Below are 15215 nucleotides of genomic sequence, written 5' to 3' on the forward strand. Positions count from 1 at the left end.
AGGGCGGTTCGTCCGCCCTTTCCTGCTTCACGTGTTAGCCAGACAGGGTAAAAAGCGTCAATGGAAAAAAGAAAAAAACCGACACTTGAACGGGCAACCTGGCCAACGCGCCATGCCATGGTCATGCACGGGCTGGCGATGAACCTGCCGTGGCTGGCCTTCGTCAACATCAGCTTCGCGGTGATGATTCTGCTGCGACACGTCCTGCTTAATACCAGCGATCCCCTTTATCCCCACTCGCCGCAGCTGACGAGAATGGTCGATGCCTCCATGCTCGGCATTATCATCCTCTCCGCTGCGCTTATCCTCATGGCCTGGCGGCGCATCGCCGGTATCAGCGCGGTGTTGTTTATTTGTAGCGCCATCTGGTCGGTCTCCTGCTTCTGGTTTATCACCCAGCTGCTGCTCCCGCACGTCTGGCCGCTGTGCGTTATTTTATTACTCGCCGGCTTAACGGCGCTCTATTTTTATCCTGAAGGGTTGCTCGCCTTTGTGCTCCCGCTCTGGATCACCCTGCCGATAGCAAGCTGGATACGGAACGATGGCCTCAACCTTCACTTCGTTGTTATCTGGAGCGTCTTTACGCTGATCCTGATCTGCGGGCGTTTCATCCTGTTGAGCTGGTTTGACGAGGCCTGGCGACGTAATCAGCAAAATCAGCTGCTGATCTCCAGACTGGATGCGCTGGCGCATCAGGATCCGTTAACCAAAACCGCCAATCGCCGAAAAATGGAAGTGGTGCTGGAGAATGCGGTTGAGCAGAAAAAAACCTTCTCGGTGATTATGCTGGATATCGACTATTTCAAACGCTACAACGACACCTACGGGCACCAGGCGGGTGACGACTGCCTGACGCGCGTGGCGCGGGTGCTGAAGCAGTCCGTGCGGACGCCTGACGATGTGGTGTCACGCTACGGCGGCGAGGAGTTCGTGGTGATCCTGTTTAACTGCCCGGAAAACATCGCTGAAAAGGTGGCCCTACGCATTCAGGACGGCCTTCGCGTGGAGTCCATACCGCACAGCGCGTCAACCGTTAGCGACCATGTCACCGTGAGCATGGGGATTGCGAGCATGGCGGAAGGGTTAGCGGGCACCGAGATCATCGCCCGCGCCGATGCGGCGCTGTATCGGTCGAAGGAGGCCGGACGGGATCGGTGGTCGCTGTAAATAATGCCGGGTGGCGCTGCGCTTACCCGGCCTACGGTGCGAGTCGTTGTAGGCCGGGTAAGGCGTAGCCGCCACCCGGCTTGTTTTTTAATAACGCACGCAAACCGACTTGGTTTCACACCAGCCGTCCAGCCAGTCCGGGCCAAAGTCACGTCCGGTGCCGGACTGCTTCATGCCGCCGAACGGCAGGTTGGCGTCGATCAGCGTATGGCTGTTCACCCAGACGGTGCCCGCCTGCAGCCTGTCGGTGTACTCCAGCGCCTTGCTGATATTCTGCGTCCAGACGCTGGCCGTCAGGCCATATTCGGTGTCGTTTGCCAGCTGGAGCGCCTCTTCCCCGTCGGCGACGCGCACCACGTTGACCACCGGGCCAAACACCTCTTCACGCGTCAGGCGCAGTGAGGCATCCGGGTTCACCACCAGCGTAGGCGAAACGTAATAACCTTTGCCTTCCGGCCCCCTGTTACCAACGATCAGCTCCGCGTTGCGCGACTTCGCTTCATCAAGGAAGGTCTGCACCTTGTCGCAGTGCGCGCGCGACACCAGCGGGTTGATAAACGCCTCCGGCGACATGCCCGGCCCGACGCTCAGGGATTTCACCGCCTGCTCAAACCCGCTGACCAGCGTGTCAAACAGCGGCGCTTCAATGTAGATGCGCGAGCTTGCCGCGCACACCTGCCCCTGGTTCAGGAAGCTGCCGGTCATCAGGCCTTCGATCACCCACGCCGGGTCCGCGTCTTTCAGTACGATAGCCGGGTTTTTCCCACCCAGTTCCAGGGTCACCCCGGTTAGCGTATCCGCCGCCGCGCGGGCGATTTGCTTACCCGTCGCCGTTGAGCCGGTAAAGCTCACCTTTGCAATATGCGGATGCGAGGTCAGCGCTGCGCCGCACACCGCGCCGCTCCCGGTTACCACGTTGAACACCCCGTCCGGAATGCCCGCTTCACTGGCCAGTTCCGCCACGCGCAGCATGGTCAGCGGCGTGGTCTCTGACGGCTTGATGACAATAGAGCATCCCGCGGCCAGCGCAGGCATCACTTTCCACATCCCGATCATCAGCGGGAAGTTCCAGGGCACAATACCGGCCACCACGCCAACCGGCTCCTTACGCGTCCACGCCTGATAGCGGGCGCCCTGCGGCAGCGGGATGGAGAGGTCGAGGGTCTTACCCGAAATTTTGGTGGTCAGCCCGGCGGTATAGCGCATCCAGTTCAGGGTGCAGCCGACTTCAAACATGCGGGAAATGTTAATGGATTTGCCCTGCTCCAGCGTTTCAAGCTGGGCCAGCTCCTCGCTGTGCTGTTCGACCAGATCGGCGAAATGAAGCAGGATCCGCTCGCGCTCCGCCGGGAGTTTACCGGCCCAGCTGCGGGCAACAAACGCCCGCCAGCCGGACATGACGGCACGGTCCACGTCATCGACGCTGGCATCGGCAGTCGAGGCAATGACCTCGCCCGTGGCCGGGTTGAAGACGTTCAGCCGCTTTTCACTGTCCGACGCGGCCTGACGCCCTTCAATCCACAGGCCATGCTGTCGGTCTAAAAATTGTTGTACGGCAGGCTGAATGGCCACCTGTGATTCAGACATAGGATACTCCTTCGTTATTCTTCGCAGGGTGTTCATCCAGTCTAAGTGGGGTTTTGCATTCTCGCTTTCGTCTCTGTGACATTCGCTTTGCCACCTGTGACAGGCTCCGCAAATCGCGATAATTGCCGCTTATATCGCTGTTACCGGTGAGTGTTCTTTCCTATAGTCAGCCTCATAGCTCTGACAAAATGCAACACAAATGCAACAATGCGAAAACGTTGACGGTGCAGTGAGAGAAACGATGGCGTGTGCAAGCGAGCAGGAACAATATCAGCAGTGGCTGGCGCAAATTAACCAGGTTTGCGGGCGTTTTAACGCGCAGCCCACCGAGGGGAAGTTCTTCGGCGAGCTGGAGACCAGCTATGCGCGCAGCCTGAAGCTCAGCACCGTGACCGCAGGCGGCGTCAACCTGTTCCGCTCCCGTCAGGAGATTACGCAGAGTAACGATGCCTGGTTCTATACCGTGTTCCAGCTTGAAGGCAGCGCGGAAATTGAACAGGATGAGCGTCGGGCGGTACTCAGAACCGGTGATATCACGCTGATTGACGCGTCGCGTCCCTGCTCGATCAACTGGCGGGAAAAATCCCGCCAGATTTCGCTGCTGGTTCCCCGTCAGATTATTGAGCAGCAGTGTCGTTTCCAGGAGATAAGCTGCGCGACCGCCCTTTCCCGCACCTTGCCCACGGTACAGCTGAGCCATCGCCTGCTGATGGAGAGCATGAGCAATACCGACCTGAGTGACCGGGAGAGCGAAGCGGCGCTCGAAGCGATGATCTGCCTGCTGCGCCCGGCTTTCCAGCAGCGTGAAATCATTCAGCCCCGCAAGGAACGCCAGTTCCTGCATGTCGTGGCGCTGATTGACGACCATATTCAGTCTGAATCGCTGCGCCCGGAATGGATTGCCGCCGAGAGCGGTATGTCCGTGCGCAGCCTCTACCGCATGTTTGCCGAGAAGGGGCTGGTGGTGGCGCAGTACATCAAAAACCGTCGCCTGGATCTGTGCGCGCAGGTACTGCGCTCGGCCGGGGATGATGAAAAGCTGGCGGGCATTGGCTACAGCTGGGGGTTCACCGACCATAGCCATTTTTCAACGGCGTTTAAGCAGCGTTTTGGCGTCTCGCCGGGTGAATACCGCAGGCGCTACCGCTAGCTATTTTTTGAGCCATTTTCCGTTAATACCCTTCACGTATTCGCCCGGCTGCGCGCGGGCAACCAGCTTTTGACCTGCCATTTTGGCCACTTCATCGACCGGCAAATTATTGCTGTCAGCCAGCTTCTGATAGTTTTCCGTGCGTGCCGCATTGATACGATTGACCAGCGCCAGCGTTTCCGCATCCTGTTGAATCGGTGCAAGATACCCGCTGAGGGTTTCCCCCACGCGCCCCTGCGCCCGGGCGTCGTTTAAGGTCAGCGCAGCCGCTTGCACGTTCATCCCCAGCGCCAGTAAAATCAGAGCTAATCGTTTCATGGCATCCTCAGAACAGATCGCTGCGCGATTTCAGCAGGGTTTCAACGTCTTTATCGACCTTAATATGGATCTCATGTTCGATTTTGACATTCATATTGATGGTAATCGGCTCCTTTGGTGCAGCGACTTCAATACGCGGCGTACAGCCGGTCAGTAGCGCGGCAACGGCAACGGTGAGCACACCAGCCATCTTTTTCATTGTTGTTCCTCACTTTCCTTGCCAGTCGAACTGCGGGGAGCAGGTATCGCCGCATGTTGCTCAAACCAGGTTTGCAGGTTGTCCCCAAAACGCAGGCTGCGCCAGAGGGTAAAGACATTCTCGTCATGGGTATAGTTCAGGTTGACGGAGCTGCTTTTGCCGTCCACCCGGCTGGTCCCCTTGATGGTCGCCTGCATGGTTAATTCACCCAGGTTATCTAAATTGATTCTCGTCCACGAGCGCGAAATTTCCATATAGCGGAGCCAGTTAATCGCGGCACCCGCAACCATATTATCCTTCACGATGGCGTCTGCCGTATCTTTGTCGATGCGTAGCGTCATGGGCCCCGGGTTGGTCAGCCAGCCATCTTTAATGATCCATTTTTCATTGTCCAGCCAGAACGGCAGCGCCCCGCTCACAGGCCCTGACATGGCAAACTGCTTCGGGTTGACGGCGCTAATCAGCTCGCTGGAGGAGATATTGTCCACGCGCAGCAGGGCCGGATCGTGCTGTGGCATCCGCAGCTGCTGCATGGTGATCTTCCCGCCGAGGGTTTCCACCTTCACGTTGGTGAGCAGCAGCGGGTTGTCCTCCGTCCAGGGATAATCCCCCTGTAGATCGGCGGTAATGTTGCGCGCGGTCACCAGGTTTTCCACTTCACCGATGCGCAACGTGACCGGACCGCGCGTGCCGAGAGACCAGGTTCCCTCGCTAAAGCGGAACGGCAGTACAAAATCAACGCCGTTAATCTGGTTATCCGGCATCCAGGCGCTGCCGGATTTCAGCACGCCGTGCCCGCCCGCTTCAAAGCCCTGATCGGCCGCCGCCGAGAAGGCGACCTGTGCATAAAGTTCCCCGTCGCGCAGCGTCATTTTCCAGTCCGGCGGGATCAGCGGCTGGAATACGGTGAGGGACTGTTTCGGCCACCAGGCCTGCCCGCGAAGACGGACGCCGTCCCAGCGACCGTTCACCTGTACCGGGCCAATTTTCTCCGCATGGAGGTCGCCCTTAAATTGAAAAAGGGTCGGGTCGGTGCCGTCGACGCTGAAGGTCAGGACCGAGGGCGGCAACGCGCTGCCGCCAGAGAAACGGGTTTGCCCTGCGTTGAGCGACAGCGCGCCGCTGAAGGCCGGTTTATCGGGGTCACGCAACCAGCGCACCGGCCGATCCAGCACCAGACGCGGCTTGCTGATCTCCATCGTGCCGTACTGGAGCTTGTCAAAACCGGTGGAGAGCGCCGTCAGCTCAATAAGGTTGTCGCGCCACTCGCCTTTCCCGGCGACATCCCAGCGGGCATGCATCGGCGTAAAACCGCCTTTACCCCAGTAGCGCCACTGCCACAGGCCGTTATCAGGTAAAAAGTCGTTGGCCTGGCCGTCCAGGTGGAGTTCAAAATCACCCATCTTGTTTTCATGGGCGCGCAGAATCGCCTGTAAACGGCCGTCCACGCCCTTCTGCGTCAGCTTCACGCCCGCCAGCGGCCAGCGGATTTCATCGATATCGAGTGAGTCAATGATGCGCCCGCGCGAGCGGAGCAGCGCACCCGGCTCAAAGGCCAGCTGCGGTTCATACAGGCTGCCGGTCAGCGTTGCGGGCAATTTGGCGTAAAGAATAAGATCGTTTTGCTTCGCCTCGCCGCTGAGAGTCAGGGGCATGTCGCTGTTTTCCATGCCTAGCCTGCCGGGCCCAATGTTCAATACCGCGTTGCCTTTGCCCGCGTCACCGTGGGTCAGCACGTTCAGTCGTCCGGTCAGGGTGGTTTTATCCAGCCCCTGCTGCCAGTTGTCCGCGCGAAGCGAAACGCGCCCGCTCAGCGGCATACCGGAAAGATCCCAGTTCCAGCGCCCGTCGCTGATGCTCAGCTGCTCCGCCGTAACCTGCCACGGCAGATCGAGCAGCGGATCGGGGTTGTCCCGCGCCATTACGACCAGCTGCCCCTGATTGTCTTCCCAGTCCAGATCGGCATCGACCAGAGACGTTAACTGTGGCACGTTAAAGGTCGCGACCGCGTGGCCTTTCACCGGCACGCCGTCAGGTACCAACGGCAGCGTGAACTCGCCCACCAGCTTAATCGGCTGCGGCTGGTCCGGGAGCTGTACATCGAACTGGCTGACCGAGAGCGTCTGTCCGCGAAGCGTGCCTTTAATGCTGACCTGCTCGCCTTTATAGGCGATCTCCTGACGGAACGGGGTCAGCGATGCCTGAAGTTCGCCCTGCCACTGCTGCCAGGGCGACAGCGTCAGACGGTGAATCGTGAGCCAGGTATTGGGTAACACGGCCTGCCATTGCGCCAGCGTTTTGGGGGCGACCGTTGAGGGCGCAGACTGGGGAATTTTGCTCAGACAGACGGAGTTAAGATCCAGCGCGCCGATATCCAGTTTCCAGCGGCTCGGATGTGACAGCGTCACGTTATCGATGCGGGCAATTTCGCAGTCTTCAACCAGATAGCGAAGATCGGGGATCACCAGCGCGTGGCGAGTCAGTTTCGGACTTTCTTCGAATGCGATGCGCGTCCCGACGGGCAGCCAGATCCCGGCGAGCGTCGGTACCCACTGGGCGAGCGTCATCAGCAGCGTCAGCGGCAACAATATGAACAGCAGTAAAAGCGCAAGAGCGGCTTTGTATTTACCCTTCATGGGCAGTTAATATCCTGATTTAACGAAAGAATTAAGCCGGCAGTGCCGATCATTGTCGCATGTTTAGCCAGTCAGTTGAAGGGAATGCCATTTTTAAGGATAGATGCTCTAGAATAATTGATAGAACTTATTGAATTCAATAATATTTTAGAAATTGTAAGATAATTTTAATCATGCTAACGTGAATGCAAAATCACTGGAGAAAGCCTTATGAAACTCGCGGTATATAGCACAAAGCAGTACGACAAAAAGTATCTGCAACATGTTAACGAGGCTTACGGGTTTGAGCTTGAATTTTTCGACTTTCTGCTGTCCGAAAAAACCGCCAAAACGGCGCACGGCTGTGAAGGCGTCTGCATTTTTGTTAACGACGATGGCAGTCGTCCGGTGCTGGAAGAGTTGAAAAAACAGGGTGTGAAGTACATTGCCCTGCGCTGCGCGGGCTTTAATAACGTGGACCTCGACGCGGCGAAAGAGCTGGGTCTGAAGGTGGTGCGCGTGCCGGCGTACTCCCCGGAAGCGGTGGCGGAACATGCGATTGGCATGATGATGTCGCTCAACCGTCGTATTCACCGCGCCTATCAGCGTACCCGTGACGCCAACTTCTCGCTGGAGGGGCTGACCGGCTTTACCATGTACGGCAAAACCGCGGGCGTGATCGGCACCGGTAAAATTGGCGTGGCTGCCCTGCGCATTCTGAAAGGCTTCGGCATGCGTCTGCTGGCGTTCGATCCGTACCCAAGCGCAGCTGCGCTGGATCTGGGCGTGGAATACGTCGACCTGCCGACCCTGTTCTCGCAGTCTGACGTGATCTCCCTGCATTGCCCGCTGACGCCGGAGAACTACCACCTGCTTAACCAGACCGCGTTTGACCAGATGAAAGACGGCGTGATGATCATCAACACCAGCCGCGGCGGGCTGGTTGACTCTCAGGCCGCTATCGAAGCGCTGAAAACCCAGAAAATTGGCGCGCTGGGGATGGACGTGTATGAGAACGAACGCGATCTGTTCTTTGAAGACAAGTCTAATGATGTGATCCAGGACGACGTGTTCCGCCGCCTGTCTGCCTGTCACAACGTGCTCTTTACCGGGCATCAGGCGTTTCTGACTGCCGAAGCGCTGATCAGCATTTCGGAAACCACGCTGGGTAACCTGCAGCAGCTGGAAAAAGGCGAAGCGTGCCCTAACGAACTGGCATAAGCGTGACGCCGGGTGGCGGCTATGCCCCACCCGGCGTACTGTCTGTTTCCCAGGTCCGGTGCGCGCACCGAACGAAGAGACATACTGCCTGCCTTTGCCTGTTATCGCCTGTAAAAAAGGAAATGGAGTATTCCGGGTATTTTTGAAAATCAGATGACGTCTTAAAAAACAATCATCCCGAACTTAAACAATTCATAACGGACGTTGCTTTTTCGCTTTACTGAGCATTTCGCCTGACTATACTGGCACTAAATTTATACAGGAGCTCTTCGTTGGAAAGCCATTTTATATTTGATACGAAGGTAAGCTGACGCGAATTTCTCGCTGCTTGCCTTCACGGTGGGCAGCAATCCTCTTTAAGCGATTGTATCCCGAAATAGTAAAAACGCTCAATTTGTGGGGCATCGCGATGTTCATGTTTACACATTCACTCTTTCCGCCACCGTCGTCCTGACACGCTTAGCAATTAAACGGCGTATGATGTGCTTAGCAAAGCACTGACGCTTATTATTTAATAACGTTAACAGGCGACAGGCTGATGTTCCCTTATATCTCTCATCTGCTCGCAGCGATGCTGCTGGGCGCAATTATTGGCGCGGAAAGACAGTGGCGCCAGCGTATGGCCGGGCTTCGTACCAATGCACTGGTTGCCACGGGCGCGGCGGTGTTCATTTTGAGTTCGGTATCCACATCTCCTGATAGTCCGGGGCGTATCGCAGCGCAGATCGTCTCCGGAATAGGTTTCCTTGGCGCTGGCGTCATTATGCGTGAAGGAATGAATATCCGTGGCCTGAATACCGCAGCAACGCTGTGGTGCTCGGCCGGAATTGGCGTGCTGTGCGGATTAGGTCAGTTCTGGAATGCCGCCATGGCCAGCCTAATTATTCTCTGTGCCAACATATTGCTACGCGAAGCCGCGCAGCGAATTAATCAACTGCCCGCACTCCATGAAGGCGAAAAATGCTATGTCCTGAAAATTACCTGCAATGACGAGCATGAAGATGCGGTGCGGCAGAGCGTGGTAAGCATGGCGAAAGAGTTGAGGATTAGCGTGAAAGGCATTTATTCCACCACGACGCAGGCGGAAGGAACAACCGAAATTCGGGCTGAAGTGATTACCCGTGAGGAATATCGAAAATTGCTCGATCTTATTATGGATAATATGGGCGGAAATAAGATTTTTTCTTCATTCAGCTGTCACGCAGTATAAAATCGATGCCGGGCATTACACCCGGCATCGGTTTCTATAAGACCTAGGCCTGCCGATAATATCATATCACCCTTGTCATTGTAGTTCACTTTATCGCATAACATTCACTGAGCGACTGTTTTGTCAATCAACGTGTACTTATACACAACAGATTAAAAAAATGTATTTCTTTCACACCAAAAGTAAACAATCGTTTGACGCTGTAACGTTTACGGTATGTTTAAAAAACATATACTATCTTCCTGTGTAAATTTTCAGGACAGAAGGATAAAAGAAAATGCTAAAAAAAATCAGTGCCGTTAACTGTATGGGGTGTAGTTTTAACTGCCCTCTCGACTCAGAAAATAAAGCGCAGGAAATTTTTTGTGCAAAGAGGCAGTTTGCAATCTGGCCTGATTTAAACCAGTATTTTAAACGCACTATTCATGAGCTGGTTTTTACGGAATTAACCTGCTATTTACCTCAAGGCGTCATCGTGGTTGATTTCTCACTAGATAATATTTTGTTTTTTATTGATGAGGAATGGGCAAAGAAACTTCAAGCTTCTGGACTAAAGATTATCTTATTATCCGAAAAAAGTATGCTACCCATGGCAAATTTCTGGATGGCCCATTCAGGGTTTTCATGGTCGGTGGTTGAGGTCGAAAACTGCTTGCCCAGTGTAATCAATAAAATTAAGCGTGTCATGCAGGGACGGAGACTTCACTGCCGGCGCACACCAACGCTGACAGATCAAGAGATGGGTACACTGCGTCTGCTCGCCCGGGGGAAGTCCAGTCAGGATATTGCACGCATCATGTCGTGTGATGCCCGCAGCGTTTACCGCTTCCAGTCTTCTCTCTGCAAGAAGTTTGGAGGACTGAATCGACTGCGGGATCTGCGTCTAATGCATGCTATCTATGCGACTGGCTGAGAAGGCTAACCAGGCTGACTGGAAAAACAGCCGCTACCTAAGTGATGGTATTTACCCAATGCGACAATAAATTTCTTATTTCCACTTTTTGCCTCAGTACCCTTCCAGATTTCGCCCGGCAGCATATAAAACTGAGTTGAACTTTCATCATCACCATTGCACCCTTTCTGTAGGATGACTCTAAAAAATGTGTTGCCCGTATTTTTTATTGTGCCGTTTTGTTCATCTATCTCATAGCGTAGATGAGTTTTGCGAGGGCGGACAATGAGAATAGTACTCATTGAAACGACCGGTATGAAATCCATTTTCTTTTGTTCAGCACGCCACGGAAAAAGTGTAACCGGCGTTTCCCTAAAGATCACCCGGTAGTATCTCTCGACATCATCTTTAGGCCCACGATAATAGAGCTTAAAATACTCGCGACCGTTTGGCTGTACGGTGAACTTTAACGGGGACCAGACCAAATCCCTGGCTATATTATTTACAGGAGGCTCCAGGCCGTTACCCGGGCGAGAGATTTTATAAGCCGATAGCGTATATAAATTCGTTTTCTTAGTATCATTGATAACAGAGCGAGCAATAAAATCTTTACTGTCGTCCATATCATATATTATTGAATTAAAATACACGGCGTAAGCGGCCGGAGAACCAAGCATGCTTAAAGCGATTAAGAGAATATTTTTCATCTTCGTACCTACCGATCTACGCCGATCCATTTAGCCGTCACCTTTAGCTCACCGCTTGCGCTAACGGTTCCCATCCAGTCGCGACCGTCTAACGTAAGGTTTGAGCGTGAGTCGTCCATCGGAAACAGAAGTCGTAATGTCGTGGAGAAAAAATAGCCATCATCGTTATTGGCGTTCCATGCAGTCTGGGTCCACGCGGCGTTTGTCATATCGACGGCATTCTCGTTACAGCTGTTACGGGCCCGCTCAACTGCCCCGGCAGAAGAAGTCCATTCAAGATAAGCCGGAACAGGAACTCTTAAGTCATTATCTGTTGAGGTAAACAGGCAGTAAGGCACGCCGTTTAAGGTTGTGGAATCACCAATCACCTGTGCAGTAATGCTGTCGGCCTGCCGTGCAGCAGACGTCATGACTTTATACTCAAAGGAGATCGGCTCTTCGCTGCCGATCATACCCGATGCTTGCGGATCTGAGTTCCCGTCGCTGGACATAATGCTGATGCCATATTCACGAGGGACGATGTTAACCAGCGTCGAAGGCGTAAATTGATAATAACCCGATTGCGGAGTCACTGAATTATCAAAATAGAACGTGAAAAGCGAATCCTTGTTGGTCAGATCCGTGCCAGCTGTCAGGACCTTTTTAAAGAAGGCATTAGACAGAAAGACGTACACGTACTCTCCAGAGGTGGTAAACGTTTTTGTGTAGGTACTGGCCGTGCCGAAGTTGGTCCAGCTGGCACCATCTCCACTGTATTTCACGTCTGATGTTCCGGGCGAAAATCCCAACAATGCAGTATCAATGACCATGCGAAAATCAAGCGAGGTGGTCAGCGTTTTCGTCTGCTGAAGGTTGTAAGAAACCATCTTACATATGACCCCGGTTACGTTTGATACCACGCCTATCTGGCACAGATCTGAACCCATGTTAATACTCGGGGTACCATCGCTTGCTACCCACACTTCTGCCATTGAACCCGTACTGTTCAATGTCAAATGAGCGACCTTTTCGAAACTCATCGTGTAATAGCGCCACGTGCCTCCGCTCGCGAGGTCTTTACAGCGCGTACCGGAGGCAAAATCGTAGTCAGTATTGGAATTTAAGTAGCAGAGATTCAGCTGAAACGTATCTGTTGCCCCCACGGGCTGGTTGCGGAAATATTCATAGGCGGCCGGGCTTAGCGTCCCCGCACCATAGCTGCCATTCTCAACGCTGCTGCCGGACATGACATGATAAAAACCATCTTTATCAATGACGTCGGGAGAGATATATCCTGAGGCGGGACAATTCGCCCCCGTACTCATACAGCGGAGTCCCACAAAAGGTTGGTTAATCGGAGAGCTGTCGATCCACAGGTCATAATAACGGTTGAGATAACTCCAGCCTGAATTGCCCATATATCCTAAACTGCGCTGATTAGTCTTATATTTCGTCCAGACATTGGCGCCGCTGAATCGCGGGGATAATGAACCTGTCGTGATGAAATATTCGTGATCGACTGTATTGTTAATAAACATATAAGTGTTACTGCCGCTGCCGCTACTGCTTGCCGTCAGTGCCTGTGCAGGCGATGCGAGCAGCCAGCACATCAGCAGCATGACGCGACGAGTTTTAATAAACATGCTTAACCTCTCCAGTCAGTGATGCTGTCTGTTGCTGGATTTCGCAAGGGATTTCCCCCACCCACACGGCGCCTTTTGCTCCTTTCAGATCAAGATCTACTTCGCAGATACCCCCGAATTTATCCATGAGTGTGATCACCGGATACCGTTTATCGACGTCCATGGCGAACTCGCCGAGTTCATCCGTTCTCGTTTTACCAATGTGATTGTGAATATCGGCGTTAGCGTAATAACCGCCACGTTTATCCTTCACCCGACCAAAGACGGTGACGAGCTGCTTTATTTCCGGATTGAGCACGCTAACGTTGCCAGGGTAGAGCACGACATTGCTGCGACGGCCGCTCACAATATCAACACTGTCTTCCGAATTTTTATCATTCATCAGCTCAACCTTATATTCCGCGTAAGGTGGAAGACTGATGAAATTACTTTTCCCGGTCAGCGGATAATTTTGTCCATTGATCTTAGCCATCACCCTTCCCTGTTCACTGAAACCGGTATTAACAACCAGACCCGCAGTCTGGTTGCCTTTACCGGCATAGAGTTTATTTTGCGTCCAGGCCACGCTGCCTTGCGAGCTAAGACTGTAATTGGAACTGTGCTGCGCTGAGCGACTGACTGAGACGGTACCAGCGTTATATTTCGTGTCATAGCTGACGAAACCGTTAGTGGCATAGTCATCGGTACGATAGCTGCTGGCGTTATCGTTTTTTTGCTTTAACTGCTTTGATACAGAGGCACCGACCTGAGTAATGGCACTATTGTCAAAGCGTTTTCGAAGCGTGGCGTTGGCCAGCATGTTACCGTTCTGGCTCGAAACGCCCGTGCTGAACCAGGTGGCAAAGGGAACAGAAACGTCAATATTAATGTACTTATCGCGCAGGTTTTCACCGTTGTCGTACTGATAATTTTGAATACCGGCGCGCAGGGACACCGTCGCATATCTGTTTGCTAACAATGACTGGTCGTAATCGATATTGGTATACGTGTTACGGGTATACTTGTTGTTGGTCCGGCTAACGGTTAGCGTGCCGAGAAACGGGACTATTTTCCGCAGGTTAGCGGTTGCCCCTACGGTAATGTAGTCATTCTTCTGAAGCGGTAACGCGTTTCCGATAGCGCTATACTGACGCGATCCCCACACGTTGCCATACCCTTCCGGCAAGCTCAGACTAAACGTGGAAATACTTTGCCAGGTGCTATCAGTGCCAATCAGGGCCTGCTGGTTGAAGCTAAATGCGTTATTGAAAATAATATTAGCTTCCGTCTCATTGACGCCATTTTGGTCAAAACCGTACAGCGTGGTTTTAAGGTTCACACCCGATAGCCAGGGTTGGTTGGTTGCGGCGGCAATGCCGGCAATCCATGTATTCTGCTGTCCGTAATTGAGGTTATTGTGATTACGGTAATCCATCTTGTTATATTCGAGGCTGCCCCCGAACATCTGCCATGAAAGATCGCCGGTAATACTGGACTTACGGGAGAACGTTTTGTTGATATTAGCCGTACGGCTGCTGACTATGCGTCCGTTAACGATGACCTTAATATCGACGTTATAGATGCCAAACGGCAGGCGCGACGTGTCCAGCTCGTAGCTTCCCATCGAGAAATTTTGGATGCTGAGCAATTTACCGTCACGGTAAACGTGAACCTCACCTGCGGAGGGCAGGAATACCGTGACAGGCACCAGGGACAGCGTGTTGTCCTCAATTTGCGTGCTGCTTTTGTTGCCATAGCTCATGCCATAAATACGGCTTGAATTCAGGGCGCTCATGCTGGCGATGGATTGCAGGTTCCATGTGTCGACCATCCCCATTGCCAGGCGGCGTCCCTGATAATCTCGTTCATACATGGTGCGATACAGTTCTGCCTGCTGGTTTGCGGTACCAATGCCATAGAGAGAACCGTTTACATTCAGGTGATGCTCCCGCAGGGCCCAGGTATTATCGAGCGTAAGGTAGCTACTGGCACTATCGGTATTCTCGTACTTATTGTAATAGCTCCCGATAGAGTAATTCAGCACGCTGGACAGATCCTGCGCGGAGGAATCGCCGAGGATATTAGTGCGTGGCAAAACGGCAGCCTGCAGAGCCGAACGGTTAACCGTTAGCTCAAGATAGAATGAGCGAGTGTCAAGCGAGAGGGAGGCATCTTTATTGATCATCACGCGCTGACCATCGCCTATGCTTTTGTCCTGTAAACCCGCAAGCAGCGTTTTTATTTGTGGTGACAGTTCTGTACGCTTTGGCAGATCGTTCAGCGTTATCTGGTTTAAGCGGAACTCATCATCCTTAATGGTAAGGATTGCATCGGCTATCTTTTGCTGGCTGCGCTGCATACTATCGTCACCCTCATAACGAATAAACACAGGGACAGCCATGCCCTGATATAACGCATTAGCGAACACTGAAGAAATAACATAGTGGCTAACTCTGACTGGCGTCGATGTATTGGCTGTCCAACCCTGGTTAATTGTTAACAATAATCCAGCAAATAACGTTCCCTTGACGTAACCGATATTATCCAT

The 15215-nt window shown here is 53.3% G+C and carries 12 protein-coding genes; 5 read left to right on the forward strand and 7 right to left on the reverse strand.

Annotated features, from left to right (window positions below; translation table 11 throughout):
• The first annotated feature begins 60 nt into the window (after positions 1-60).
• Positions 61-1167, forward strand: a complete 1107-nt coding sequence (locus AB8846_RS16045) for a membrane-associated sensor domain-containing protein (RefSeq protein ID WP_370733144.1) — start codon at positions 61-63, stop codon at positions 1165-1167.
• An 87-nt stretch (positions 1168-1254) separates the two neighbouring features.
• Here AB8846_RS16045 and AB8846_RS16050 read toward each other — a convergent pair whose 3' ends face one another.
• A complete protein-coding gene (locus AB8846_RS16050) occupies positions 1255-2754 on the reverse strand; it encodes an aldehyde dehydrogenase family protein (protein WP_063145786.1) in 1500 nt (499 codons plus the stop codon).
• Positions 2755-2995: 241 nt separating this feature from the next.
• Between AB8846_RS16050 and feaR the strand changes: the two genes are divergently transcribed.
• Positions 2996-3904: a transcriptional regulator FeaR gene (feaR, locus tag AB8846_RS16055; RefSeq protein ID WP_370733178.1), complete on the forward strand. Its 909-nt coding sequence runs from the start codon at positions 2996-2998 to the stop codon at positions 3902-3904.
• Here feaR and AB8846_RS16060 read toward each other — a convergent pair whose 3' ends face one another.
• The 3 genes from AB8846_RS16060 to AB8846_RS16070 are packed head-to-tail and all read right to left on the reverse strand — an operon-like array spanning position 3905 to position 7057.
• The gene (locus AB8846_RS16060) at positions 3905-4222 is read right to left on the reverse strand and encodes a YdbL family protein (protein WP_028017556.1); all 318 of its coding nucleotides are present in this window, start codon (positions 4220-4222) and stop codon (positions 3905-3907) included.
• Positions 4223-4229: 7 nt separating this feature from the next.
• Complete coding sequence (locus AB8846_RS16065) at positions 4230-4421, reverse strand: YnbE family lipoprotein (RefSeq protein WP_014169918.1); 192 nt, start codon at positions 4419-4421, stop codon at positions 4230-4232.
• Positions 4418-7057: a YdbH family protein gene (locus tag AB8846_RS16070; RefSeq protein WP_370733145.1), complete on the reverse strand. Its 2640-nt coding sequence runs from the start codon at positions 7055-7057 to the stop codon at positions 4418-4420. Before AB8846_RS16070 ends, AB8846_RS16065 begins: the two co-directional genes overlap by 4 nt.
• Before the next feature lie 210 nt (positions 7058-7267).
• On the opposite strand from AB8846_RS16070, the gene AB8846_RS16075 reads away from it, so the two are divergent.
• From AB8846_RS16075 to AB8846_RS16085, 3 genes are all read left to right on the forward strand, one after another.
• Positions 7268-8257, forward strand: a complete 990-nt coding sequence (locus AB8846_RS16075) for a 2-hydroxyacid dehydrogenase (RefSeq protein WP_370733146.1) — start codon at positions 7268-7270, stop codon at positions 8255-8257.
• Between the two features lie 538 nt (positions 8258-8795).
• Positions 8796-9467, forward strand: coding sequence for an MgtC family protein (locus AB8846_RS16080; RefSeq protein ID WP_370733147.1), 672 nt, complete (start codon positions 8796-8798; stop codon positions 9465-9467).
• A gap of 277 nt (positions 9468-9744) precedes the next feature.
• Positions 9745-10380 carry a helix-turn-helix transcriptional regulator gene (locus AB8846_RS16085; protein ID WP_370733148.1) on the forward strand — a complete coding sequence of 212 codons (636 nt, stop codon included), beginning with the start codon at positions 9745-9747 and terminating at the stop codon, positions 10378-10380.
• A gap of 5 nt (positions 10381-10385) precedes the next feature.
• Here the strand turns inward: AB8846_RS16085 and AB8846_RS16090 are convergent, their stop codons facing one another.
• Genes AB8846_RS16090 through AB8846_RS16100 form a run of 3 tightly spaced genes read right to left on the reverse strand, consistent with a single transcriptional unit; the run spans position 10386 to position 15215 of the window.
• Complete coding sequence (locus AB8846_RS16090; RefSeq protein ID WP_370733149.1) at positions 10386-11066, reverse strand: molecular chaperone; 681 nt, start codon at positions 11064-11066, stop codon at positions 10386-10388.
• Positions 11067-11074: 8 nt separating this feature from the next.
• On the reverse strand, positions 11075-12688 hold the full coding sequence (locus AB8846_RS16095) for a fimbrial protein (RefSeq protein ID WP_370733150.1): 1614 nt from the start codon (positions 12686-12688) through the stop codon (positions 11075-11077).
• Positions 12678-15215 carry a TcfC E-set like domain-containing protein gene (locus tag AB8846_RS16100; RefSeq protein WP_370733151.1) on the reverse strand — a complete coding sequence of 846 codons (2538 nt, stop codon included), beginning with the start codon at positions 15213-15215 and terminating at the stop codon, positions 12678-12680. Before AB8846_RS16100 ends, AB8846_RS16095 begins: the two co-directional genes overlap by 11 nt.

The sequence above is a fragment of the Enterobacter sp. KB-221C9 genome, from assembly GCF_041320715.1.
GTDB classification, from domain to species: domain Bacteria; phylum Pseudomonadota; class Gammaproteobacteria; order Enterobacterales; family Enterobacteriaceae; genus Enterobacter; species Enterobacter asburiae_D.

Bases quoted from the DNA above. Each gene is read 5' to 3' on its own strand.
- AB8846_RS16050 (WP_063145786.1), bottom strand. From the start codon at position 2,754: ATGTCTGAATCACAGGTGGCCATTCAGCCTGCCGTACAACAATTTTTA.
- AB8846_RS16070 (WP_370733145.1), bottom strand. From the start codon at position 7,057: ATGAAGGGTAAATACAAAGCCGCTCTTGCGCTTTTACTGCTGTTCATA.
- AB8846_RS16065 (WP_014169918.1), bottom strand. From the start codon at position 4,421: ATGAAAAAGATGGCTGGTGTGCTCACCGTTGCCGTTGCCGCGCTACTG.
- feaR (WP_370733178.1), top strand. From the start codon at position 2,996: ATGGCGTGTGCAAGCGAGCAGGAACAATATCAGCAGTGGCTGGCGCAA.
- AB8846_RS16045 (WP_370733144.1), top strand. From the start codon at position 61: ATGGAAAAAAGAAAAAAACCGACACTTGAACGGGCAACCTGGCCAACG.
- AB8846_RS16060 (WP_028017556.1), bottom strand. From the start codon at position 4,222: ATGAAACGATTAGCTCTGATTTTACTGGCGCTGGGGATGAACGTGCAA.
- AB8846_RS16100 (WP_370733151.1), bottom strand. From the start codon at position 15,215: ATGGATAATATCGGTTACGTCAAGGGAACGTTATTTGCTGGATTATTG.
- AB8846_RS16095 (WP_370733150.1), bottom strand. From the start codon at position 12,688: ATGTTTATTAAAACTCGTCGCGTCATGCTGCTGATGTGCTGGCTGCTC.
- AB8846_RS16085 (WP_370733148.1), top strand. From the start codon at position 9,745: ATGCTAAAAAAAATCAGTGCCGTTAACTGTATGGGGTGTAGTTTTAAC.
- AB8846_RS16080 (WP_370733147.1), top strand. From the start codon at position 8,796: ATGTTCCCTTATATCTCTCATCTGCTCGCAGCGATGCTGCTGGGCGCA.
- AB8846_RS16090 (WP_370733149.1), bottom strand. From the start codon at position 11,066: ATGAAAAATATTCTCTTAATCGCTTTAAGCATGCTTGGTTCTCCGGCC.
- AB8846_RS16075 (WP_370733146.1), top strand. From the start codon at position 7,268: ATGAAACTCGCGGTATATAGCACAAAGCAGTACGACAAAAAGTATCTG.